Raw genomic sequence first — 23,488 nt, forward strand, 5'->3', positions numbered from 1 at the left:
GTATATGTGACAGCCGGGGGCATTATGAACATTGCTAATTACGGATAATACGATAACCGGCAGCCTTCCGCAGACGGTTCATGACCGCGAGGCCCAGCCCCTGCTCCTCAATCCCTTCGGCGTATATAATGTCAACGGGGTTATCGTCAAAACTACGCAGAGCGGTATATAGTCCCGCAGCAATAGTCTTAGTATCTGCGCGCGAACCATACACGGCGGTTATCGTCGCAGGCGGCAGACTGCCGGCCAGTTCAACGGAAACGACCGCCCCCACTCTTTGGCCGCCGGCCTGGGCTGCGAGAATCTCCCGCTTGATAAGCTCGCCCGTAGCAGCAGGCAGTTCACCTTCAATCAGGAACATAGGAGCCATCGGTGCATAATGAGTATATTTCATGCCGGGCGATTTAGGTATAGCCAGACTTCCGGCCAGAGCCGGATCAACCTCAATTTCACCCAAGACTTCGAGCAACATTTCATAGGTGACGCCGCCCGGTCTTAACAACGCCGGCACTACGCCGGTGCAGTCGACAACAGATGATTCCACGCCAATGGCGCATGGCCCGGCGTCAATCACGGCCGCAATTTTTCCGCCAAGATCCGCCAGCACATCCTCCGCCGTTGTCGGACTGGGCCGGCCGGATGTATTGGCGCTGGGCGCGGCAATCGGCACACCGGCCAGGCGGATTAACTCCCTGGCTATCAAAGACGCCGGCAGGCGAACGGCCACGGTCGTAAGACCGCCTGTTACAATATCAGGAATGTGAGAACGGCGTTCGACGATTACCGATAACGGCCCCGGCCAGAAGCGTTCAGTCAAAGCCTCGGCGCTGGCCGGCACAACGGCCGCTATTTCCGGCAACTTCTCTACGTCAGCAATATGCAAGATTAAAGGATTATCGGCAGGACGCCCTTTAGCCCGGAAGATTCCGGTTACTGCCTGCCCATCCAGACCGTTGGCCCCCAGACCATAGACTGTTTCAGTCGGAAAGGCCACCAATTCTCCCTGCCGCAATAGCTCGGCAGCTTCTGCCAGAATCGATAAATCCGGCTTTACCGGATCCAGTTTATAATACTTTGTTTGCATTATTATCAGCTCCAAAGAGTAAATACAACAACTCGCTCAATGCCGGCATAATCTTTAATTACACGCTCAGCCTTCAGCTTACATTCAGGACCGGCCAGATCCGCGACCTGGGCGGCCTGGTTAATGCCAACCTCAACCGCCATAAAGCCGCCAGGTTTTAAATAATTGGCCCCTTGCGCCACCAAGCGCCGGTAAAAAATCAGACCGTCAGCCCCGCCAGCCAGGGCCAGGCGGGGCTCCTGCCGGACTTCATCGCTCAAGCCGGCAATATCACCATCAGGAATATAGGGCGGATTGGACAGAATTGCATCGAATTTTTTATCGGCCAGGGGGCCCAGCATATCTCCCTGATAAAACGCCAGCCGTTCGGCAACCCCCAGCCTGGCGGCATTTTCCCGGGCAACGGCCAGGGCAGACGGGGATACGTCGACGGCAATGCCGGTGGCTTCCGGCAGTTTAGCCAGAACACTGACGGCGATAGCACCACTGCCTGTCCCCAGATCGGCAATGACCGGACAGGCTGTAGCGGCCAGTTTCCCGAGCGCCGCTTCCACCAGAATCTCAGTGTCAGGCCGGGGAATAAGAACTGCCGGATTGACGGCAAACTCCAGTCCCATAAATTCCCGGTAGCCGGTGATATAGGCGACCGGCGCCCGCAAGGCCCGGCGTTTTACGGCGTCCCGGTAACTGTCCAGTTCCGCCGGAGCCAGTGGCTGATCAAAGTTTGTATATAAATACAAGCGATCTTTACCCAGGATATGGGAAAGCAGTACCTCGGCATCCAGCCGGGGATTCTCAATCCCCTTGGAGCCGAAGTACTGCCTAGTCCAATTTAGAATTGAACCAATCGTCCACTGTTCTGTCATTTATTCTACGTCCTTTAATTTCTCACTTTGTCCGGCCGTTATCAGGGCTGAAACAAGCTCATCCAAATCGCCGTTAAGAACAAAGTCAAGTTTATGCAGTGTCAAACCGATACGATGGTCGGTAACACGCCCCTGCGGGAAATTATAGGTGCGAATCCGTTCACTGCGGTCCCCGGTACCAACCTGGCTTTTACGGTTTTCGGCAACTTCCGCCGCCTGCTCAGCCTGCGCCAGTTCCAATAGCTTAGCTCTTAAAACGCGCATGGCCTTATCGCGATTTTTAAGCTGCGACTTTTCGTCCTGACATTGCACAACCACCCCTGTCGGCAAATGGGTAATCCGCACGGCCGACTCGGTTTTGTTGACGTGCTGCCCGCCGGCCCCGCTGGCGCAATAGGTATCAATTCTGAGATCATTCTGGTTGACTTCAATATCAACTTCTTCGGCTTCCGGCAATACCGCCACAGTTACGGTGGAAGTATGAATCCGCCCGCTTGACTCTGTTGTCGGTACCCGTTGAACTCGGTGTACACCACTCTCATATTTGAGTCTGGAGTATGCACCGTCCCCCTCAATGGAAAATACAACTTCCTTAAAGCCACCCAGATCAGGAGCGTTGGCATCCAGCATTTCCACTCGCCAGCCCTGATTCTCGGCATAGCGGGTATACATCCGGAACAAATCACCGGCAAACAGCGCAGCCTCGTCGCCGCCGGCACCGCCGCGTATCTCAACAATTACGTTCTTGTCGTCATTTGGATCCTTGGGCAGTAAGAGAATTCTCAGTTCGTTCGCCAGTATTTCGGCCTTTGCCTTGGCTTCGGCGTATTCGGTTTCCACCATCTCACGGAACTCATCGTCCAGTTTGTCTTTAAGCATTTCACGGGCATCTTCCATCGCCTGCAGTGTCTTTTTGTAATCCCGGAATTTTTCGACAACCGGTCCCATTTTGCTGTGGGCCTTGGTCAACTTTTGCCATTCACCCATATCAGCCATAACTGACGGATCACTAATCCGTCCTTCCAGTTCCAGAAATTTATCTTCAATTGCCTGAAATTTATCCAGCATCTGTTCTCACCTCAAAATCTTGGTCAGGTCGCACGGCGTTTAATGCCGCAATAGCAACTTCAATCTGATCATCGCTCGGTTCGCGGGTGGTCAGTTGCTGCAGCCACAAACCGGGGGTAATAGCACAGGCGACCCACTTGGCTTTGCTGCGGCCGGCAAACCGGATAATTTCATAGGCTATACCGGCCACCACCGGCAACAGCACTACCCGGGACAGAATCCGCAGCCAAAGGTCAGGCCAGCCTAAAAAGGCAAACATAACAATACTTACCACCATAACAATCAGTAAAAAATTTGTGCCGCAGCGCGGATGCAACCGGCTGTGACTACGGATGTTTTCCACCGTCAGTTCCTGTCCCGCCTCATAGGCATGAATGGTCTTATGCTCGGCCCCGTGGTACTGAAACACCCGTTGAATATCTTTCATCAGCGATATTCCCAGAATATACAAAAAGAAGATGGTCAGCCGCAGGATGCCCTCAAACGTATTTAACAGGCGCGGATCTGTAACAGCGCTGTGAATATATTTGGCGGCATAGGTCGGGATAACTACAAATAGCAGGATTGCCAATCCCAGGGAAAATATCATAGTCATGGCAATCTCTTTGGTTGACAGAGCCTCTTCTTCCTCCCCGGCGGCCTGAGCCGAAAACGACAGCGCTTTCAAGCCATAGATCAAAGATTCACCCAATGCTACAACCCCGCGGATCATGGGTTTCTTTAAAATTGGATAACGGTCGCCAAGCGACGTCAGCCGTTCTTTTTGGATAGTAATTTGTCCGGACGGTTCGCGAACGGCCGTGGCAATATACTCCGGCCCACGCATCATAACGCCTTCAATAACAGCCTGCCCACCGACAAAAGGCTTTTTTTCACTCACGCTTACCGCCCCCTTCCCAATTATAATAACAGCAGAGCATGCCTGCTCTGCTGCAGTTATCTGATTAAATAGTTTAACAGCAGAGCATCGCTGCTCTGCTGCCTCTTTATTTGCCTTGCGTATTGCCAAAGCGTTTGTTGAATCTTTCAACACGACCGCCGGCAGCCACCTGACGTTGTTGACCGGTGTAGAAAGGATGACATTTGGAGCACACATCTACACGAAGTTCTTTTTTAACCGAACCAGTCATAAATGTATTGCCACAGCCGCAGACTACTTTGGCTTCACCAAATTTGGGATGAATTTTTTCTTGCATGTCTTGCACCTCACTTTATAAAGCCACTTTAAATTACGCGTGATAATTATAGCATATAGCCCAAGGCTGTGCAAGTTATCTTACACTAACTTTAGTAATTAACCTTCTCCTTTTTATCGTTCGTAAATCGCCGGTTTGCGGTGCTGCAGCAAGGGCAGTTCTTCCCGTACCTTGCCTACAATCCTCAGGTCAATTTTTCCAATTACCACGGTCTCTTCCACACCGGCAACCGCCAGTATCCGGGACCAGGGGTCGACAATCAGGGAATGCCCATAGGCCTTATATTCGGCAGCCGCGTTGAGCGCCGGCGCCGCACCGATAACATAGACCTGGTTGTCCACGGCCCGTGCCCGCAATAAAAGTTCCCAGTGCGCCGGCCCGGTAACCGGTCCGAAAGCAGCAGGATAGATCAAAATTTCGGCCCCTTCTAACACCATAGTTCTGGCCAGCTCAGGGAAACGCACATCATAGCAGATGGCCACTCCCAGATTCCCGAGCGATGTTTTTACAAGGGTTATGCGGTTGCCGGCCGTTAACGTCTTGGATTCCTGAAACACAGTCCCGCCCTTGATATTCACATCAAACAAGTGGACCTTCCGGTGGTGGCCGATCAAATGCCCTCGCTCGTCAAATATGAAGCTGGTATTATAAATATTACCTGCTTCATCCTTTTCAGGAATAGAACCGCCCACCAGAATGATACCGTGTTTGGCGGCACATTCGGCCAGCATGCTGACGGTAGGTCCCCCGGCAACCGTTTCGGCATACTGGGGAAACAGTTCGGACTGATAGGGACAGTTAAACATCTCCGGTAATATTACAAGGCGGCTGCCACCGGCTACAGCCTCGGCAATCATGTGGCTGGCTTTGGCCATATTGGCCTGTTTGTCAGCTACAACCCCCATCTGGCATATGCCTACAGTAAATACTGACATCTCATATTCCTCCAGTCAATAATTTCGTAGTTTTTTTGGGTAATGGTAAATTACAGAAGGATTTTTTTATCTTGTCTGTCGAAATAATGGACAAATATTACTCCACGAGAGGAAAATGGACACCCATGCAAAAAATCGCCGCAACAAATCTGCAACCCGGTATGGTGCTTGCCCGCAATATTTTCAGTATTGACGGCGTATTATTGTTGAGTGCCGGTACTCTTTTAACCACACCGCAAATTGATCGCTTACGGCAGTTTAATCTGACTAGTGTATATATAAAGAATCCTTTTACTGATAGTATTGACTATAGCGAAATTATTGAGACAATTCCCGAGATTGTGCGCGAGGAAACCCGCGTACAGGCCGTCCAGATTGTACATTCCGCCTTTGAGAATTTTGCCGCCAACCGGAAGCTTGATACCCAGCCGTTTAAAGAAACCGCTGATTTCATTATTGATGAAGTCATCAAAAACCGGGGCGCCATGATTCATCTGACCGATATCCGGGCCCGGGACGGATATACCTTCGGGCATTCAGTCAATGTCTGCGTATTGGCTACTTTTACCGGCATGCAGCTGGGGTACAACCTGCTGCAGCTAAAAGAACTTTCCCTGGGAGCTTTATTGCATGATACCGGCAAAATGCTTATTCCCAACGAAATTCTGAACAAACCGGGGCCACTTACGGCTAATGAGCGCAAAATTATGGAACAGCATGCTGAATTTGGGTTTGATATACTTCGTCACCAGAGTGAAATCCCTTTGGTGTCGGCTCATATTGCGTTTCAGCACCATGAAAAATTTGACGGTACCGGCTATGCCCGCAGTCTTGGCGGCGCCAATATTCATGAGTATGCCCGGATTGTTGCTATTGCCGATGTCTATGATGCCATTACATCCGACCGGCCTTATAAAGAAGGCACGTTGCCGCACGAGGCCTACGAGCTTATGTTATCTTTGTCCAATACTCATTTTGATCCCCGCATTCTTAAAATATTCCTGGATCAAATTGCCGTTTACCCGCTTGACAGTATTGTCAAAATCAATACCGGCGAAATCGCCCTGGTAGTCAAAGTAACACCCGGGCTGCAAACCCGGCCGACTGTAAAAATTCTTTTTGATGCCAGGGGCTGCAGGCTGCAGGACGGACCGGAAGTGGATCTAGCCAAACACCTTACCGTCTTTATTGATAAAATTTTTTCTCCGGTTCAAGTGCTGGAGCTTGAAATGCTTCAACCTAAACAGGCAGATTAACTTCATGGGGGACTAAAATTCCCCCATGAAGTTAATTCTATTTCATGATAAATTTTCCTTTTTTGAGAAGACAAGGAGGATACACATGCTCACGGCAAGACTGTATTATGCTAATTCTTATGTAAAAGAGTTTTCGGCCCGGGTGGTTTCGGCCGCACCGCTGCCAACCGGTAATTACGCTATTATTTTAGACCGTACGGTTTTTTATCCCGAGAGCGGCGGCCAGCCGGCAGATACAGGTTTTCTTGATACCATTCCCGTACTTGATGTGCAGGAGCAAAGTGGTGATATTGTCCATATCACCCCGTCATGCCCGCAGCAACAGACGGTATCCGGCCGCATCAACTGGCAGCGCCGTTTTGATCATATGCAGCAGCATAGCGGGGAACATGTGCTGACAGGGGCTTGCCGGCAGATAGTGAAGGCCAGTAATACCGGCTTTCACCTGGGACAAGTCTCCAGCCAGATTGACCTGGACATTGATGTTATAACAGATGGGCAACTGGCTGAAATTGAATTGGTTGCCAATACTATGGTCTTCAACAATGTACCGTTCCGGATTCATATGGTTACTGCTGAGGAACTAAGTAATTTTCCCCTGCGCAAGCAGCCGGCTAAACACTATGACAGCCTGCGCCTGATTGAAGTGCCTGATTTTGACTGCTGCCCGTGCGGCGGTACGCATGTAAACGCAACCGGCGAGATAGGGCTTATCAAAATCAGGTCGTGGGAACGCAAGAAAAACGGCATTCGTCTTGATTTTGTCTGCGGCCATCGTGCGTTAACCGATTATCAGGGAAAAAATGAAGCGGTAAAAGATCTGGCTGCCCGCCTGTCCGTCCCCCCGGCCGAGCTAGCTGCCGCATATGAGAAACAAGCCGACCGCCTGGCTGCTGTATCAAAAGAACTGGCTACTGCCCGGCAGGAATTATGCTGCCGGCTGGCGCAGGATTTATATGCCCAGGCGCCCGAAACCGCCGGTATAAAAATTATTACCCATACTCTCGCTAATGTTCTCCCGGCCGCTGTTGGCGAGCTGGCCCGTCAGTTGGCGACTTATGAATACACGGTTGCCCTTATAGCCGGCGTCAGCCCTGACAATACTAAGACGCATCTGGTGTTCGCCGCAAACCCTGCGCTTACTCCGGCATTCAATATGAACACTGCATTAAAAGCCGCTTTGCCCTTCCTGGACGGCAAAGGCGGCGGCAGTCCACAGTTAGCGCAGGGCGGCGGCGCCAAACCTTCAGGTATTCCTGCCGGACTTACAGCCGCCCAAAAGGTACTGACCGGAAAGTAATGCACCAGGCATGGTATAAATTAGCTTCATATAGAGTTTTAAGCCCGCCTGAGTTAAGTCGCCCTTATCCAGGGACTTAGCCACTTGCATGTGCCCGTAGGGTATAACTTCCACTTGTAGAACCGGGAGACTTAGCGCGGGTTCGTCGGATAAATGAAACACGGCTTGCACGTTTGTGCAAACCGTGCTTTTTTTACCGGTGGGAAATGGTTACTTTATTTTTACTTAACACCCGGCCGGTTTGATCGACAAAGCTAATGTCGACACCGCCCCAGATATCGAAGATAGCCCGGTCAAGCGCGATATAATCCGCCGGCCGTGTTGCGGCCATGGTAACCATCGAATTTGCTTCTGGACTTTTGGTGTGAACGGTAACTGTCATCTTATTGGCCTGCATGGTGATTTTCTCGATGCCAATGCCATACCCGCCAGTGGGTGCTGTACCCAGGTAGGCAAATAAAACAACTTTATTATTATAGTCAACGTCCTGTACTTTCTTTAGGACACTTTGAGGAATGCGCGGATCTTGTTTAAGCTGCGCGGCATAATCTACAATGGCGGCAAAAGCCATGTCACGGGGATAACTGTTTTTTTGCCACTTCCAGCCATCATATTTGCCGGTTGAAAACAAGGTCTTGCCGGTAGTCTGAGACGGCGGCGCCGGCTGCTGATAGCCGTACACTTTGTAGGTTGTCCAGATGGCGTCGCCACCGCCAAACGGTTTAACAAGAATCATGGTATAGTCTTTGTTGTTATGGGTCACTTTGACGTGTATTTCGCCGTGGCGGGCAATTTCGCTTCTGTCCAGCCGTTTGACAATCTTGAAAGTATCTTTATCAGTAAAGCCGTAATTTCTTCCTTCCATGCGCGCTACCTGCAGGGGATCGAGGCGCCAGCGCTCACGGCCGGCATCCACATTCTTCTGCCACTGAATTACTTTTGCATAATCAAGATTGGCTACTCCCGGCCCAACGTCAATTGTTTTATAGCCTGATGCGCTGCTTATTATCGAGACCGGTATTTTAATAACTGTTTCTCTGACGCCAAAATTATCCTTCAAGGCCACGGCCGCCTGCTCCTGAGCCAGGCTTTCCTCCGGCACGGGCAACTCAGTTGTTGTAAAGTTTGTCTGGCTTAACCATTCAGCAGCCTGTCCGGGCTGAACCGCCAGGGAACTCATTGCCGTAAACACGGCTAATCCTGTTACAACAGAGATTTTTTTTATTTGCTTATTAATAAGTTTCATTATACTTTCCCCTTCCGTTTGTTCAATCTATCGAATGTGACTCTGTAGTCAACTCATCTGATTAAACGTCCGCACAGGAGGAAAAGTAACGCCGGCGGCACATGTAAAATTATCCTTTTAATCAAGATAAAAAATGAGTCAGGAAATTTCTCCTGACTCATTTTTCGTTGGCAACGCTTACCTTGGTTAGCGAATTGGCAAGGTTCAGCAATTCATCCTCGCTGGCCGCACCTTCCACGGTTACTTCGGTATCATCAATTGTAACCCTGACTTTGTTTCTGTCAGGCGGCTTAATCTCTACTGATTCATTAGACCCGGGAGCCGCCTTTCTGGCCTTGGCCTGCGGCGCCAGCGTCGAACTCATTGTATTCTGACGCTTGGGCGCTTGCGTTATTATAATTTCGTCAGGTGCCCCTTTACGGTAAACCTGGCGGATACTTCTGCTGCCGGCATCAATTGTCACCACGTCGGCTTTGCGGTCAGCCAGCGCCAGCATTGTATCACTGGTGGCCGGAACAGGGGTTTGGGGCGGAACAAGCGCAACCTCGGGTGGTGCAGCAGGCGCCGCAGTATCAGGCGAAACTGCTTTGGGCGTTGCGGCGGGCTGCTTAGCCGCAGTTGGCGGCTGAGTTTCCGTCCGCACCGGCGGCGCTGTCAGGTTAGGCGGCGGCACAGTAATGGCCGGTGGCCTAACCTCTTCAGCGGGCGACGGTACAGACGGCGGCGCCTTAGCCAATTCCCGATCCTGCGAAGCCGGCGGCATGGCATTTAACAAAGCCACTAGCAATACGGCGGCAACAGCGCCGGACAGGCTGGCAAAGCCCCAGGTCCAACGTTTCTTTTGTTTTTCCCGGACAATGGTGTCAGCCGCCTGATTGACAATATGGTCAAGCACCTCGGGTGGCGGCGCAGCTTGCAATTTACTGCTGTTTTTAATCAAACCGGCCGTAAACACAAGTTCAGCCAGTTCGGAATCCTGGATATCCGCCGGCAATTCACCACGGTTCAGAGCGTCAATAGCAGCAGATAAGGCTTCAGCCTGCCGCTTCTCGGTATTCATATTGTCCTGCACCTACTTCACCTCCGGTAAGAGTCTGTTATAAAATGCCATATGCGTCGTTACCGAAGCCGCCGGAATCCTCAACGTACGTGAACTGTACGCTTTCCGGTTTCGTCGGCTCCGGTGCCTAGTCTTTGAACATTTTTCTAACAACCTCTTTTTTTATGGTTGTGTGTTTTGTAAAACACCCTCAGTTATCCCATTCTCTTGAAATATATCTTTTAGCTTTTTGAGGGCCCGCTGCTGCAGCATCTTTACGGCAGCACTGCTTTTTCCCATTATCCGGGCCGTATCGGCGACCGCCAGTCCCTGAATAATCCTAAGCTCAATCACCTGCTCCTGCTCCGCCGGCAGCAGTTTTAGCAACCGGACGATTTCCTGCCGGCGTTCGGCGCTTACAGCGGCGTCTTCCGGCCGCATGCCTGTATCTATAATCGGCCTGCTGTACTCGGCAATATCCACTACCTGAGGCGTCCGGCCGCGTTTCCGATAGTAGTCAGTTATCAGATTGAGCGCGATGCGTGTCAAATAGGTCTTAAAGGCGGCATTCGTCTCTTGGTAACGGGAAAGTGCGGCCAAAGCCTTAAGAAAAGTATCCTGCGCAATTTCCTGCGACTCCTCGGGACTGCCAGTTTTGGCTAAAGCTAAGCGGTAAATAGAAGGCCAGTGGCTGGCAACCAGCGTATTGAGCGCCGTCCGGTCACCTTGCTGCGCCCTGGCAATAATAAGGTTTTCATTATCTGGCAAGCCTTTGTCACCACACTTTACCTTACACTTAGTTAAACGTTTCATGCTATTAATAAGTAACGCAAATTGTGCACCGTATAGTGTTTGCCAAACTGGAAAAAAAATACTTCGCGCCGGTTAGTTAATATTACCGTACCAGGAACTCACCAAGCTGCAAGGGAAGTTGCTCCAGCTGCGCTCTAACCGCCGGCACACTGTCAGCAAATCCTTCCGCCGCCTCTTTATCATCAAACCGTACCTTGACGTCCAGATTTTGCCCGTCATACAGGCGAAACGCAGTTTCCACCGTGCCGATATTTTCTGTGTCCAGGTGTATTCTCAGCCAGGTTTCGATTGCTTTCTGTCCAGGGTTCTTTTGATCTTCCTCTTCTTGCTGGTATACGTGAATATGGGCCGGATAGGCGGTTTGTCCGTCACCAAAGTAAAGCGGCACGGTAAAACTCAGTACATTGTGCCGTTCCTGACGCTCGACCATTACACTCCCTGGTTTGGCTATACTCTCAGCCAATTCGCGAATTGCCGCAGCAATGTTCTTTTGCTCCTGCTGGCTTTTCTTTTGCCAGGAGTCGATAACTTCGGCCAAAACCTGCTGGCCGCCGACGGTGGCAGGAGCAGCCTGCCGGCCCGCCTGGGGCAGCACCTCGGCGGCTTCCTGCAGAAAAGCAGCTAACATAATTATTTTTTCGGCAGCCGGCTGCGCCGACTTAAGCAATGCCGACAAAGACGCCGGCAACGCGTTTGCCACCTGTTCCGGCACCTCGGCCTTACTCAATATGGTCTGGACTAAATCTTTAATTTCCGCTGGCAGTTTTTTAAGCAATTCCGGTCTGGCAGCCAGCGCTTTGGACAGCAATGCGACGGTCGGGTCCTGCTGGGTGGAAGCAATGTAGCTTTGCTTAACAGACAGGTACTGCTGCCTAGCCACAACAGCGTCTGTTTGCTGTCTGATAGTTGTCGCGGCAGCGCAGCTGCCGGCTCCTGTTCCCCCTCTGCCTGACTGGCGGTTTGCGGAGCCATTCTTACCATCTCCTCCGTCTCTACCGGCAGGCGCCCTGGTTGTAGCGGCAGACCGGCTGGCGGCTGCTGTCCGGCGGCAGGTCTTGTCACCCCGGCGTTCATATCCTGCTGTTCGTGAGCCTGATTTGCCGGCAGGGAAAGCGCCGGCGGCAAATCCTGCGGTTCTGCTGCCGGCGTACTACCTGTCGAAGCCGCTGCCGGCATAGCTTGCTGGCCTTTAACGTCTCCACTGGCGGCCGGAACTGCCACCGCCCCCGGCTGGGCAACAGGCAGGCCGCCGGTTTGGAGCACGGCTGCCGGTATTTGCTGGCGACCTGCAGCGGTATTTTGCCTGACAGCCGGTTGGTCGCCTGAAGACTCAGCAGTATTGGCTAGTTCCCGTAATATAGCGGCAGCCGCTTTTAACTCATCAGGGTTTCCGCTGTTTAACGCCTTGGCCAATACCTGCAGCGCCTGCTGCTTACCGGCTGCCAGCCCGGCAGCCGGCTGTTCACCCGGCTTTGCCGTTAAGCCTGCCGCTTCTTCCAGGGCATTGGCGAGAAGCACAAGTTTCTCGGCTGAAGTCCCGGAGGACTTTAGCAACGCCGCTAACCCGTCCGGCAACGCCGTTTGGGCTGGCTGGGTCTGTTTGAGGATATTTTGCACCAGTTCTTTAATTTCCGGCGGTAATTTATTGACAACCGCAGCCCGGCTACTCAGCAGCTTAGACAGTGCAGCCAATTCGGTTGTTAGAAAACTTTCCAAATCTACAAGCACAGCAGGAGCAGCTGTATTGGGCTGACCGGCGGCTTTTGGGGACGACTGGGCACCCTCTTGTTTGACAGGCTGATTGCCGCCGGTTACTTCCTGAGCCGTCTCTCCGGCCGGAGCGGCCGGCGCTGTTGGCGACGCTGGTAACGGGGCTGGCGATGTAGCCGGGGTGCCCGCAGAAATTCCGGTATTATTAATATTCTGTACGCTCATGGTCTCCCACCTTAATTCTGTTAAAATAATTCCTATCGCATTTAGTTAGCTATAACCCCGGCCCTTTCCTGCCGGCCACATACTTTTCTTTGCTAATTTACCTTTCAAATATTAACATAACACACAATAACTTATTACAACATAACCTATAGTAAAAGCTGTAAGGGGGCTACATCATGTCACGGTTTAAACGGTTGTTTTCCAGAAGATCATCCAGGCAGAATCCGGTATTTCAGCTTATTCCAGATCAACCGCTTACTGCCGGTTATTTTTTACTGCAGGTTGAGCCTGCGGTCAGACATGGTTTAAAAGAACTGGACACCCGCAATCCGCGTCATGCCATAACTGAACTGGCACTTATCAGCTATTTTCTCGGCATGGGTTTTGATTATCCTACTGCAAAAGCAATTGTCGAGGCCTGGGAATCCGATGACAGTCTGCTGGCTCAAGGGGTATTAACGGCTGAGTAAAGACTGCCCGTTCAGAGCAAAACGCAACAAACGGCGAAAGTGTAATTGCCACACTATGCCGGCCAGGGCAGTTTTCCCTGCTTAAGCCGTTTAGTGTGGCAATATCTTTTCTTATTCTATTACGGTAACCAGTTCTCCAAACAGTTCTTCATTGGCTTTTATCTTCTGTTCTCCGCCCATAACGCACAGGTAATTGGCCTCAATGATGGCGTCCACAACGGTGGCCAGCTTTTTAATATCCGGCTGCCTTGTGGCCAGTATTTCGTCGCGTTCCTGCTGCAGATCAGCCTGGCTGATGTTGCGAATATAGGCGGCATCAGCCCGTTCGCCCTTCATTTGCGGCGTCAGGGGAGTATCCATGGTACTCATGGTGCCGATAATATATTTAATCATTTCCCGTTGGCTGACATTCTCGGCGGTAAAGGCATTGAGGTAGTTGGCGGTTTCAGCATAAACTGTGAGTGTTTCCGCCAGATTGGGATCACGGTAAGAACCAAACACGGCATTACCGCTCCGGTCAAACTGGGCAAACGCGCCATAAGCCCCGCCCTGTACCCGGATGCGGTTCCAAAGGTAATCATAGCGTAAAATGGTTTCCAGCACTTTCATACTGCCATGATAGTTAAAACCAAGTCGGCGGAAATTGGCGCCTTTGGCAACATACTGGACTTTTCCGGAGGTTAGCAGGGCTTCGTTACGGGCCTCTGCTTTAAAGTTGAAATGAGCCGGTTTATATTTCCTTGTACCCAGTTTCTCAATCAAGACAGGAAAGCCCTGCTGAATTAATGCGTAGTCTTCAGCATCACAGGTTATCCCTGTTAAAAGATTGTCACGGTTAAAAACAGTCTGAGCTACAGTCGACAATTTCTTGCCGATTTCCTGAACCTTGGCTTCGAGATCCTGTTCCAGGGCGGCAACAAATTTATAATAGGTCAGTTGACCTGCCTCGTTAAATTTGGCGACAGGAGAAACGTAAGCCAACAGCCTGCTGGCCACAACCTGCTGGCCACGGCGGAATACAGCCGTATCCCAGGCAGCCTTGGTCTCGCGGATGAGCTCTTTCAGACGGTTGGTATCGCTAAACAGACTGCTGCCGGTCACATCTCCCAACAGGCCAAACATTTCCGGCAATTTGGTGACAAGCGCCTTGGCTTTCACTCTAAACATGGGGGAATAACTCTCGTCGTCACCATTTTCCGAGTATGCGAGCACGTCATAAGTAAAACCGCCGGTATGAATATTGATTTCTTTGGCAAGGTCGGTATAAGGATGTTTCCTGGTATCCACCTTGCCTAAAATATCGGCAAGCAAAAACAGGTACGGCCAGTCGTCTTCAACTATTGCGGCCGTGTTAAAGTACAGATTTACATAGGCAATGCGATTAGTAAACATGGGATGCAAAAGCACAGGCACTCCCTGCTCTTTATGTTCTTCTGTCACCAGCGCTTCGGCCTGCGGATCAATATCCTTTAATTCCAGGAGCGGAATCAATTCCAGCTTTTCCGGCGAATCGGCCGTTTCCTGCCGTGCTTTTAAGGAATGGGTTTGTTGCACAATTTTATCTAACGCGGCTTCGCTCAGACCGGCTTTGAATTCAGCCAGTTTGGCTTTTAACTCAGCTGCTTTCTGGTCGCCGGTTTCCCTGTTGGGCTTTAAGGCCACCAAAGCCTGATGGGTGTTATCCAGCAGGCAGCTTTTGATCAATTGTTCAAAATAGCCATTTTTTGCTTCCCGCTTGATCTTATCAAGCGCCGGTTCATAAGCCAGATGCATGAGGGGATCCTGGTCATACAGCCAGCTGTCAAGGCATTTCATATTGTAGACAAGTCCTTTGGGACGATTGCCGTAATTTGCTTCCCGCAGGTGGAATTCAAAGATATTTACGGAGGACTCAACCAGTTTGGGATCAAGCCCTTCCTTGGCTAATTTTTGCAGAGCTGACGCAACCGTCTCCCTAAAGGCGTCAATCTGTCCGGGGTTGGCGCCACTCACGCCAAACGTCATTGTGGGCTGCAGAATACTCTTGCTGTAGCTGCCGAAAACTTCTTTGCCCAGACCGGCGTCAATAAGAGCTTTTTTCAGCGGTGCAGCCGGCGTCTCCAGTAAAATATGTTCGAGCATCATAAGCCCCAGATAACTTTCGGGATCGGTGGCTTTGCCGGCGGCAATATTCAGGGTAATAAAGGTTTTGTCAGTAGTGGATTCTTGTGGCGATACAGGGTAATCCACCACTTTGACAACGGTTTCGGCGAATGGTTTTTGCAGCCCAATAGCCGAATCCACTTTAATAGCCTTAAAGTCCTTGAGATAAGCATCATTGATGAAAGCCAGATTATCGTCCAGGTCAAGATCGCCATACAGGAAAATGTAGCTATTGGCAGGATGATAATATTGTTTGTGGAAATTAGCAAACTGCTCTTGGGTGAGGTCCGGAATATATTCCGGATCACCGCCTGATTCAACCCCATAGGTAGTATCCGGGAAAAGTGTTGCATAAATTTGATGTTCCAGTATAGCATCCGGGGAGGAAAAAACACCTTTCATCTCATTATAGACAACACCCTTATACGTAAGTTCGCCCTCTTTTGCCGGCAAATCATAGTGCCAGCCTTCCTGCATGAGAATTTCGGGAGTATTGAGCATAAGAGGATAAAAGACGGCATCCAGATATACATCCATCAAATTACGGAAATCTTTCTCATTGCGGCTGGCGACAGGATACATAGTTTTATCAGGAAATGTCATGGCATTGAGGAAGGTATTGAGCGATCCCTTCACCAATTCGACAAAGGGTTCTTTTATCGGAAATTTGCGCGAACCGCATAATACAGAATGCTCAACAATATGCGGTACACCGGTGGAGTCTGCCGGCGGGGTACGGAAGGTAACGGAGAATACCTTGTTATCATCATCGTTACCTAAGTAAAGCAGCCGCGCGCCGCTTTGCTCGTGCAAAAAAAGTTTAGCCTCTGAATTAATTTCAGTTACATGCCCGGCAGCCTGCAGTTTAAACCCGTGATAGGTTTGACCAACTGTAAAAGACATCTCTTTACCTCACTTCACGTAATTTTTACTATCCTATGTAGTGCCCTGTTCAGACGTTAATTTACGACAGTTTTAAAAACCAGCTTGCGCCGCCCATAACTAAAGTGGGACTACATGGTTTTTCTTTGTCCATAATAAGGTTATGCCTGTTCGCAGGCTAAAAATACCTTATACTCTGATTTTCGGCAATATGGAACAGTTTTCCTGCAAATACAAGCGGGAGAACCTACTAATAGATTCTCCCGCTTGCAATTAATTATAGCTGTATCTGCCTGACAAAATTCCGGCGGCTATTAAAAGTTGTCGTAAGTACAGTTGGCAGCAGCTATTATCTTTTCTACCTTACTGCTTATTTGCTATAATAACGTGAGGAAAGATACCAGAATCCGCAGTGGAGGATAGACATACCATATGAAACCAATTATCGGAATAACGGCGGCCACCGGGATAATTTACGCAATACGCCTGTTGGAAACCTTCCAGCGCCTGGCTATTGACACTTGTCTGATCCTGAGCCGCGAAGCAGAAGCAACCCTGACTGGCGAAACAGCCTATCCGCTTTCTTACCTAAAGAGCCTGGTTCACGATTTTCATTACCAGGATAGTGAGCTGTTGCCCCAAACTGGCTGGCTGACAAACGCCGACGCCATGATCATTGTTCCATGCAGTGTCAGATCGGTTGTCTCCATGATTAACGCTTCGCCGCTTGATCTCCTGCAAGCCGCCGGCAGCCATATGCTAAGTTCAGGAAAAAAATTAATCCTGGTGCCCGGCGAGCCGGTCTATCTGCCGGAACACCTTGAAATCATGCTGCAGCTGGCTTATAAGGGAGCCGTAATTATGCCCTACATGCCGAGTTTTTACCATAAACCAGCTACTATTGACGACATCGTTGATCATCACACCGGCCGGATATTGGACCTGCTGGGTATTGAACATAACCTGGTAAAACGCTGGGGAGAAGTTTCATTTTCCTCTCCCATGCCTTGCCGGGATGATAACTAGTTTCTGAGGAAACGCCGGCGCTATAACCGGCGTTTCCTTTTATTTTTGGCAGCTTTGCTTTGTACCCTGCGCCGGCAGTCAGGAATTTTCAGTACTATTAGACAAAAACTTCAATATATTAGCTAACAAAGGTATAAAATGCCGGTCTCCGCAAACCATATAACCATAACCTTGACTTCCCGGAAGACCAAGATTAAAGAGGTGTCTGTTATGCAAGAGAGCAAAACCCCTCCGGTACGGCAAGCTAAACCAGTTCCGCCTGTGCCGCCGTCAACTCCCGGTTTTAGCTTCCTTAACGAACTATATAACCTGTTTGTCAGAAAAGCGGTCAGCAAGGAACGCGAGGCAGACTCTTTGCTACATCCGCAGTCCTCCGAAGCTGTGAATATCTCGGACAGCCTTGACACAGGCAAGTTAACTAAATTTATCCGCTATATCCGGACCGGTATACCGCCGCTGTAACGGCGGTTGCCGGCAGCTATCAGAAGCCTGAAAAATAATCAACAGGGATTCGGCCAAGTACCGAACCCCTGTTGATTATTTTTTATCCGAAGACTAACCTGCCGCTGGGGGTAAAACCCCACTGAAGGTTAGTCTACTTTGTCCTGCGAAGAGAAAAGCCGGCGCGAGCCGTGCCGCTATTTTTTAAAAGACTCGTAAACTGCCTGATACTCCAGCGTTGGCGGAATGGATTTATAAACGTATACATGAACACCGCTTGGGTCATTAATGACAAAGCTACGCTCACCCCAGGGCTTATCCTGCAGATCCTGGTAAATCTCGACCTCCGCCGCTTTCAGCCGGCGGTACTCGCCATCGACATCCGCTACTTCCAGCGAGACAATAATGCCGGAGCCATGAAAAAAGTCGCCAACATCCCGCTGGGGTTTGCTAAAGCTAATGCCTGCCGACATACCGGGCGCCAAGAGTTCTATATACCAGTCACTCTCGTATACCAACTGAAAACCAAAATATTTCATGTAAAATTCCTTGCATTCCACCATTTTGTCGGTACTGATGGTGGTATCAAACCGTTTTATCTCCATAAACATTACCTCCCGATTTCAGGTTTGCGCTGTTTAAAATAGACGGGTTTGAGGTTACAGTCTGCGGCTAAATCATAACCGGCAGCCACCCTTCTGCCAATATCCTCCGGCCGGTGTGCATCAGAACCAATGGTAACCATCCTGCCCCCCAGTTCATAAAACCGCTGGTAAACCGGCCGGAGGATATCCACCGCAGCCTGGCTGGTCAGGCGCCGGGTATTTATTTCCATCGCTTTATCATTTTGCGCGAGGAATTTTAAGATTTCATCAATCCAGTCGCTAAATTCATGGTAGTATACCTCAGTGTCTTTATATCGCGCATAGCGGGCTATATAATCAATGTGCCCCAGGCTATCGACAAAGTCATAAGCCTTCAGACAGGTTAGCATGGCTTCAAAGTACTGGATATACACCTCCCGTTTGCTGCGTAAATGATAATGGCTTTCCCGGTAAATATCCATATTGTCGACTGCATGGATCGAGCCAATAACATAATCAAACGGATACCTGGCGATAACTTGCCGGTTTTCCTCCACACAGCCTGATCCCATACCCACCTCAATTCCTAAAAGCACCTTGTCGCTCTTGAGCGGCGTATAATCCTTAAAATACTGGCCAACATCAAAAGTAACGGTATCCGGCTCCGGATAAGCCAAATCAATATGTTCTGTGAAAATAATCCCCAGTCCCAACTCAGCCGCCTTAGCGATTGCTGTTTGCGCCGGCATATCGGAGTCGTTGGAATAACTGGTATGAATATGCGTGTCAAATAACAAGAAAAAAGCCTCCTACTATACCAAGAAATATAATCTCTCTATAACCATTTTAATACAAAAATACCTAAACTACAAATATTGTCTGTTAGCTAATAGAATTAGACGCCCGTCCTAAGGCTATACTTTAGTCTTAGGAGCGAAATTTATCCTGTAACTAACCCGCACTAAGACTCCTGCTTCTACAAGCGGGAGATAAGCGCGGATAAGTTCCTGGATAAGGGCGACTAAACTTCAGGTGGGGTTAAAACCCCATCTGAAGCTAAGTCTACTTTATTTAATCCCGCCTGCCAAAAATACAATGCCATCCTTGCACAAACCTCACAGGAAAGGATTAAGCCTAATGATCAAAGTACTATTTGCAGCCAGCGAAGCCGCCCCCTTTGTCAAGACCGGCGGCCTGGGCGATGTTATCGCCTCTTTGCCGAAAGAGCTTAGACGCCAGGGCGTTGATGCCCGGGTAATAATCCCCAAATACGGACTGATAGCCGACAAGTTTACAAATCAGTTTTGGGCAAAGGCCGTTTTCCGGGTGCCGGTTTCCTGGCGCCTGCAGTACGCCGGCATTGAACAGTTTGACCACGACGGCGTCCCTTTTTACTTTGTTGACAATGAGTATTATTTCAAACGCTTTGGCCTTTACGGTCATTACGATGATGCAGAACGCTATACCTTTTTCTGCCGGGCTGTGTTAGAGGCACTGCCCCACCTGGGCTTTCAGCCGCAAATCCTGCACTGCCATGACTGGCATACCGCTCTAATCAGCGTATTGCTGAACGCCCATTACCGGCAAAATCCTTTTTATGAAAAAATCAGGACACTGTTTACTATTCACAATCTTAAATACCAGGGAATTTTCCCCAAAGATATTATGATTAACCTCTTGGATTTGGACTGGGAATACTTCACGGTGCATGGGCTTGAATTTTACGACAGTGTCAATTTCATGAAAGGCGGTTTGATTTTTTCCGATTTAATCAGCACGGTAAGCCCGGCGTACGCCCGTGAAATTCAGCATGCTTACTTCGGTGAGAAGCTGGAAGGCGTCATAGCCAGCAGGCAGAGTGATCTCACCGGTATTGTCAATGGAATTGATTATACGACCCATAATCCGTCCACCGATAACAAATTATTTAGCAATTACAACTGGCAGACTAAAGAACGAAAGGCTAAAAACAAACTGGAACTGCAAAAAATGCTTGGAATGACCCCGTCGGCCGATACTCCCCTTGTGGCGATGAATACCCGCTTGGTAGAAGCCAAGGGCCTTGACTTGGTTGTCAGGGTACTTGATGAAATACTTGAAAGTAATATGCAACTGGTTATTTTGGGCCAGGGCGACGAACACTATCATCATATCCTCTGGCATGCAGCCTGGCTACACCCCGAACAAATGGCAGTCATTATTCCCTACAATGAAGATATCGCCCGCAAACTCTTTGCCGCATCGGATCTGTTTTTAATGCCGTCCCGTTATGAGCCCTGCGGCATTGGGCAATTGATTGCCATGCGCTACGGCAGCCTGCCTGTTGTCCGGGAAACCGGCGGCCTCAAAGACACCGTCCGTTCCTATAACGAATATACCGGGGAAGGCAATGGCTTTAGCTTCACCAACTACAACGCCCATGACATGCTGTATACCTTAAGGCGGGCGGCTAACTTTTTCCAGGACAAGACAGTCTGGAACAAACTGGTGGTTCGCGCCATGCGAGCCGATAATAGCTGGCGCACGCCGGCGCAAAAATATCATGAGCTTTATAACAGACTGTACATTGAAGGCCATGTCTATAAACATTCAGCCGTGAAAGCCAATTTAGAGCACCAAATGGATTTTCCGTTGACAAATTCAGACTATCAGTTCCCTGCAAAGGAGGCTCTCTATGCTCACTAAAACAACTTTTTTTCAGCCTAAACGGTTGCCGCCGGTCTCCTGCCCTAACCCGGCCAGTATTACGGTTCCCGAGTTCAGAGATACTTTTATTCAAACCTTAGAAACTTTATACGGCAAACCCCTTAGCGAAGCCAGCAACCGTGAGAAATATGAAGCCCTGGCTGTATTAACGCGGCGGTTCATCAGCCAAAATCTGATTGAAACCCGCAAGCGCCAAAATAGTGAGGATACGAAACAAGTCTTCTATTTTTCAATCGAATTCCTGCTCGGGCGGCTCCTGGAAAACAACCTGGTCAGCCTTGGGTTACGCGATACTTGCGCCGAAGCATTGTCACAACTGGGTCTGGAACTTGGCGTGCTAATCGACCAGGAGGAAGATGCCGGCCTGGGTAACGGCGGGTTGGGCCGTCTGGCTGCCTGTTATCTGGATTCTATGGCAGCCATGGATTTGCCCGGCCATGGCTGCGGGCTCAGGTACCGTTACGGTCTATTCGAACAGCGAATTATTGACGGTAACCAGTACGAATATCCGGATAACTGGCTAAAAGACCGCTTTTATGTCTGGGAATACCGCCGGCCGGAGGAAAAGCAGCTTGTATGCTTTGGCGGCAATGTCCGGATACAGACCAATGGCAAGACCAGATTCATCCACGAAAATTATGAGCGTATTCTGGCCGTGCCGTATGACGTACCCATTGTCGGTTACAACAACGCGACTGTCAACACGCTCAGGCTGTGGAGCGCTGAGATTGAAACCGCAAACCATACCTGCGGCCTCTATGGATCAGACTGCAACAATGTTATTGACTATAAACACAGTGTTGAGTCCCTGACAGATATTTTGTACCCTGACGATACCCATTTACAGGGGAAGATGCTTCGTCTTAAACAGCAGTATTTTCTGGTGTCCGCCAGCCTCCAGAACATTATCCAGTCTTTTCGGCTGCACCATTACGACCTGAGCATTCTGCCGGACAAGGTTGCCATTCACATCAACGACACCCATCCGGCCCTGGCGGTGCCCGAACTCATGCGCATCCTTATGGACGACTGCGGGCTTGGCTGGGATGAAGCCTGGACGCTTACGGTAAAAACGCTGTCGTATACCAATCATACCGTACTGCCGGAGGCGCTGGAGAAGTGGCCTGTAACGATGCTGGAACAGCTCTTGCCGCGTATTTATATGATTATCGCCGAAATAAACGAGCGCTACTGCCGCGAACTCTGGAACGCGTTCCCTGGTGACTGGGACCGCATTCACAGCATGGCCATAATTGCCGACAACCAGGTGCACATGGCCCACCTGGCCATAGCCGGCAGCCACTCCGTCAACGGCGTTGCCAGCATTCACACCGAAATACTCAGAAAAACGGTCATGAATAAATTCTATACCTACACCCCTGACAAATTTTCCAACGTCACCAATGGTGTTACCCATCGCCGCTGGCTGCTGACCGCCAACCCCCTGCTGGCCGGACTGATCACTGACGCCATCGGGCCGGAGTGGATTGAATACCCGTGTCATTTAACCGAGTTAACCGCCTTTAAAAACGATGCCGGATTCCTTGCGCGGTTAAGCGATGTCAAGGCAACCAACAAACTCAGGCTGGCAAACTATATCAAAGCGAAGTATAACGTCGTCGTCGACGTGAGCTCCATTTTCGACTCGCATATCAAACGTATCCATGCTTACAAACGGCAGTGCCTCAATGTCCTGCACATTATGCACTTATATAACCTGCTGCAGGAAGACCCGCAAGCCGATATGCCGCCCCGGACCTTTATCTTTGCCGGGAAAGCCGCCCCAGGCTACTACAAAGCCAAAAAGACAATCAAACTCATCAATATGCTGGCTGACAAAATAAATAATGATAAGCGAATTAACCAAAGAATCAAGGTTCTGTTTCTGGAAAATTATAATGTGTCCCATGCCGAACTGATTGTGCCGGCGTCAGATGTCAGCGAGCAGATTTCCACCGCCAGTTTTGAAGCCTCCGGCACCGGCAACATGAAATTCATGATTAACGGCGCAATAACCCTCGGCACACTGGACGGCGCCAATATCGAAATTCAGGGCGCCGCCGGCCCGGATAATATTTTTATGTTTGGCTTAACTGCAGATGAAGTGCTTAACTATTACCGTCATGGCGGTTATAATCCCTGGGATATTTATCATAGTGACGCGCGGGTCCGCACAATTCTGGATAACCTGATCAACGGCTTTTTCCCGGTCGGCCCTGATGAATTCCGCACTCACTATGACGCTTTTCTCTATCATGGCGACCACTATTTTCTGCTAAAGGACTTTGCCGCCTATGTGGAGGCCCAGCGAAGGTTGGCCGGGAGCTACCGCCAGCAGGATAACTGGCAAAAAATGTGCCTTATGAATATTGCCCACTCCGGCTGGTTCTCCAGTGACCGTACATTTGCCGAATACGCCGCCGAAATCTGGGAACTCGATAAGCCTGTCCCGCTCTGGGGTACACCGATTTAATCACAGCTTTGCGCATATTGTTACAG

21 protein-coding genes are annotated in these 23,488 nt (G+C 50.0%); 7 read left to right on the forward strand and 14 right to left on the reverse strand.

Features of this window, described 5'->3' with window-relative positions; all coding sequences use genetic code 11:
- Positions 1–34: 34 nt before the first annotated feature.
- The 6 genes from SATMO3_RS23645 to SATMO3_RS23670 form a co-directional block, all read right to left on the reverse strand.
- Complete coding sequence (locus tag SATMO3_RS23645) at positions 35–1,084, reverse strand: L-threonylcarbamoyladenylate synthase (protein ID WP_371372276.1); 1,050 nt, start codon at positions 1,082–1,084, stop codon at positions 35–37.
- A 5-nt stretch (positions 1,085–1,089) separates the two neighbouring features.
- Positions 1,090–1,950 carry a peptide chain release factor N(5)-glutamine methyltransferase gene (gene prmC, locus SATMO3_RS23650; RefSeq protein WP_371372278.1) on the reverse strand — a complete coding sequence of 287 codons (861 nt, stop codon included), beginning with the start codon at positions 1,948–1,950 and terminating at the stop codon, positions 1,090–1,092.
- Complete coding sequence (gene prfA / locus SATMO3_RS23655) at positions 1,951–3,018, reverse strand: peptide chain release factor 1 (RefSeq protein WP_371372280.1); 1,068 nt, start codon at positions 3,016–3,018, stop codon at positions 1,951–1,953. It abuts the gene before it with no gap.
- Positions 3,008–3,847, reverse strand: coding sequence for a DUF1385 domain-containing protein (locus SATMO3_RS23660; RefSeq protein WP_371381781.1), 840 nt, complete (start codon positions 3,845–3,847; stop codon positions 3,008–3,010). The genes prfA and SATMO3_RS23660 overlap by 11 nt, the downstream gene beginning before the upstream one ends.
- 157 nt (positions 3,848–4,004) lie before the next feature.
- Complete coding sequence (rpmE, locus tag SATMO3_RS23665; protein WP_371372282.1) at positions 4,005–4,214, reverse strand: 50S ribosomal protein L31; 210 nt, start codon at positions 4,212–4,214, stop codon at positions 4,005–4,007.
- Between the two features lie 113 nt (positions 4,215–4,327).
- The gene (locus tag SATMO3_RS23670) at positions 4,328–5,149 is read right to left on the reverse strand and encodes a carbon-nitrogen hydrolase family protein (protein WP_371372284.1); all 822 of its coding nucleotides are present in this window, start codon (positions 5,147–5,149) and stop codon (positions 4,328–4,330) included.
- Positions 5,150–5,220: 71 nt separating this feature from the next.
- On the opposite strand from SATMO3_RS23670, the gene SATMO3_RS23675 reads away from it, so the two are divergent.
- A complete protein-coding gene (locus SATMO3_RS23675; RefSeq protein ID WP_371372286.1) occupies positions 5,221–6,405 on the forward strand; it encodes an HD-GYP domain-containing protein in 1,185 nt (394 codons plus the stop codon).
- A gap of 85 nt (positions 6,406–6,490) precedes the next feature.
- The gene (locus SATMO3_RS23680) at positions 6,491–7,705 is read left to right on the forward strand and encodes a DHHA1 domain-containing protein (RefSeq protein WP_371372288.1); all 1,215 of its coding nucleotides are present in this window, start codon (positions 6,491–6,493) and stop codon (positions 7,703–7,705) included.
- A 193-nt stretch (positions 7,706–7,898) separates the two neighbouring features.
- On the opposite strand, the gene SATMO3_RS23685 is transcribed toward SATMO3_RS23680, so the two are convergent.
- The 5 genes from SATMO3_RS23685 to SATMO3_RS23705 form a co-directional block, all read right to left on the reverse strand.
- The gene (locus tag SATMO3_RS23685; RefSeq protein ID WP_371372290.1) at positions 7,899–8,951 is read right to left on the reverse strand and encodes a protease complex subunit PrcB family protein; all 1,053 of its coding nucleotides are present in this window, start codon (positions 8,949–8,951) and stop codon (positions 7,899–7,901) included.
- 157 nt (positions 8,952–9,108) lie between these two features.
- Complete coding sequence (locus SATMO3_RS23690) at positions 9,109–10,023, reverse strand: hypothetical protein (RefSeq protein ID WP_371372292.1); 915 nt, start codon at positions 10,021–10,023, stop codon at positions 9,109–9,111.
- A gap of 150 nt (positions 10,024–10,173) precedes the next feature.
- A complete protein-coding gene (locus SATMO3_RS23695) occupies positions 10,174–10,758 on the reverse strand; it encodes an RNA polymerase sigma factor (RefSeq protein ID WP_371372294.1) in 585 nt (194 codons plus the stop codon).
- A 127-nt stretch (positions 10,759–10,885) separates the two neighbouring features.
- A complete protein-coding gene (locus SATMO3_RS23700) occupies positions 10,886–11,611 on the reverse strand; it encodes a hypothetical protein (RefSeq protein WP_371372296.1) in 726 nt (241 codons plus the stop codon).
- Complete coding sequence (locus SATMO3_RS23705; RefSeq protein WP_371372298.1) at positions 11,542–12,738, reverse strand: hypothetical protein; 1,197 nt, start codon at positions 12,736–12,738, stop codon at positions 11,542–11,544. Before SATMO3_RS23705 ends, SATMO3_RS23700 begins: the two co-directional genes overlap by 70 nt.
- Before the next feature lie 176 nt (positions 12,739–12,914).
- On the opposite strand from SATMO3_RS23705, the gene SATMO3_RS23710 reads away from it, so the two are divergent.
- Entirely contained in the window at positions 12,915–13,208 is a 294-nt protein-coding gene (locus SATMO3_RS23710) for a hypothetical protein (RefSeq protein ID WP_371372300.1), read from the forward strand.
- A 111-nt stretch (positions 13,209–13,319) separates the two neighbouring features.
- Here the strand turns inward: SATMO3_RS23710 and SATMO3_RS23715 are convergent, their stop codons facing one another.
- On the reverse strand, positions 13,320–16,253 hold the full coding sequence (locus SATMO3_RS23715; RefSeq protein WP_371372301.1) for an insulinase family protein: 2,934 nt from the start codon (positions 16,251–16,253) through the stop codon (positions 13,320–13,322).
- A 411-nt stretch (positions 16,254–16,664) separates the two neighbouring features.
- On the opposite strand from SATMO3_RS23715, the gene SATMO3_RS23720 reads away from it, so the two are divergent.
- Complete coding sequence (locus SATMO3_RS23720; RefSeq protein WP_371372303.1) at positions 16,665–17,258, forward strand: UbiX family flavin prenyltransferase; 594 nt, start codon at positions 16,665–16,667, stop codon at positions 17,256–17,258.
- A 210-nt stretch (positions 17,259–17,468) separates the two neighbouring features.
- Positions 17,469–17,720: a hypothetical protein gene (locus SATMO3_RS23725; protein WP_371372305.1), complete on the forward strand. Its 252-nt coding sequence runs from the start codon at positions 17,469–17,471 to the stop codon at positions 17,718–17,720.
- Between the two features lie 176 nt (positions 17,721–17,896).
- Here the strand turns inward: SATMO3_RS23725 and SATMO3_RS23730 are convergent, their stop codons facing one another.
- Together SATMO3_RS23730 and SATMO3_RS23735 are read right to left on the reverse strand one after the other, a co-directional pair.
- Positions 17,897–18,304, reverse strand: a complete 408-nt coding sequence (locus SATMO3_RS23730; protein WP_371372307.1) for a VOC family protein — start codon at positions 18,302–18,304, stop codon at positions 17,897–17,899.
- Positions 18,305–18,309: 5 nt separating this feature from the next.
- The gene (locus tag SATMO3_RS23735) at positions 18,310–19,080 is read right to left on the reverse strand and encodes a histidinol phosphate phosphatase (protein ID WP_371372309.1); all 771 of its coding nucleotides are present in this window, start codon (positions 19,078–19,080) and stop codon (positions 18,310–18,312) included.
- Between the two features lie 340 nt (positions 19,081–19,420).
- On the opposite strand from SATMO3_RS23735, the gene glgA reads away from it, so the two are divergent.
- The gene (gene glgA / locus SATMO3_RS23740; protein WP_371372311.1) at positions 19,421–20,968 is read left to right on the forward strand and encodes a glycogen synthase GlgA; all 1,548 of its coding nucleotides are present in this window, start codon (positions 19,421–19,423) and stop codon (positions 20,966–20,968) included.
- On the forward strand, positions 20,958–23,462 hold the full coding sequence (locus tag SATMO3_RS23745) for a glycogen/starch/alpha-glucan phosphorylase (RefSeq protein ID WP_371372313.1): 2,505 nt from the start codon (positions 20,958–20,960) through the stop codon (positions 23,460–23,462). Before glgA ends, SATMO3_RS23745 begins: the two co-directional genes overlap by 11 nt.
- Positions 23,463–23,488 lie beyond the last annotated feature (26 nt).

It is taken from the genome of Sporomusa aerivorans, from assembly GCF_041428895.1.
In the GTDB taxonomy this organism is placed as follows: domain Bacteria; phylum Bacillota; class Negativicutes; order Sporomusales; family Sporomusaceae; genus Sporomusa; species Sporomusa aerivorans.

Bases quoted from the DNA above. Each gene is read 5' to 3' on its own strand.
- SATMO3_RS23710 (WP_371372300.1), top strand. From the start codon at position 12,915: ATGTCACGGTTTAAACGGTTGTTTTCCAGAAGATCATCCAGGCAGAAT.
- prmC (WP_371372278.1), bottom strand. From the start codon at position 1,950: ATGACAGAACAGTGGACGATTGGTTCAATTCTAAATTGGACTAGGCAG.
- SATMO3_RS23680 (WP_371372288.1), top strand. From the start codon at position 6,491: ATGCTCACGGCAAGACTGTATTATGCTAATTCTTATGTAAAAGAGTTT.
- SATMO3_RS23745 (WP_371372313.1), top strand. From the start codon at position 20,958: ATGCTCACTAAAACAACTTTTTTTCAGCCTAAACGGTTGCCGCCGGTC.
- SATMO3_RS23685 (WP_371372290.1), bottom strand. From the start codon at position 8,951: ATGAAACTTATTAATAAGCAAATAAAAAAAATCTCTGTTGTAACAGGA.
- SATMO3_RS23645 (WP_371372276.1), bottom strand. From the start codon at position 1,084: ATGCAAACAAAGTATTATAAACTGGATCCGGTAAAGCCGGATTTATCG.
- SATMO3_RS23660 (WP_371381781.1), bottom strand. From the start codon at position 3,847: ATGATGCGTGGGCCGGAGTATATTGCCACGGCCGTTCGCGAACCGTCC.
- prfA (WP_371372280.1), bottom strand. From the start codon at position 3,018: ATGCTGGATAAATTTCAGGCAATTGAAGATAAATTTCTGGAACTGGAA.
- glgA (WP_371372311.1), top strand. From the start codon at position 19,421: ATGATCAAAGTACTATTTGCAGCCAGCGAAGCCGCCCCCTTTGTCAAG.
- SATMO3_RS23725 (WP_371372305.1), top strand. From the start codon at position 17,469: ATGCAAGAGAGCAAAACCCCTCCGGTACGGCAAGCTAAACCAGTTCCG.
- SATMO3_RS23715 (WP_371372301.1), bottom strand. From the start codon at position 16,253: ATGTCTTTTACAGTTGGTCAAACCTATCACGGGTTTAAACTGCAGGCT.
- SATMO3_RS23720 (WP_371372303.1), top strand. From the start codon at position 16,665: ATGAAACCAATTATCGGAATAACGGCGGCCACCGGGATAATTTACGCA.
- SATMO3_RS23705 (WP_371372298.1), bottom strand. From the start codon at position 12,738: ATGAGCGTACAGAATATTAATAATACCGGAATTTCTGCGGGCACCCCG.
- rpmE (WP_371372282.1), bottom strand. From the start codon at position 4,214: ATGCAAGAAAAAATTCATCCCAAATTTGGTGAAGCCAAAGTAGTCTGC.
- SATMO3_RS23670 (WP_371372284.1), bottom strand. From the start codon at position 5,149: ATGTCAGTATTTACTGTAGGCATATGCCAGATGGGGGTTGTAGCTGAC.
- SATMO3_RS23730 (WP_371372307.1), bottom strand. From the start codon at position 18,304: ATGGAGATAAAACGGTTTGATACCACCATCAGTACCGACAAAATGGTG.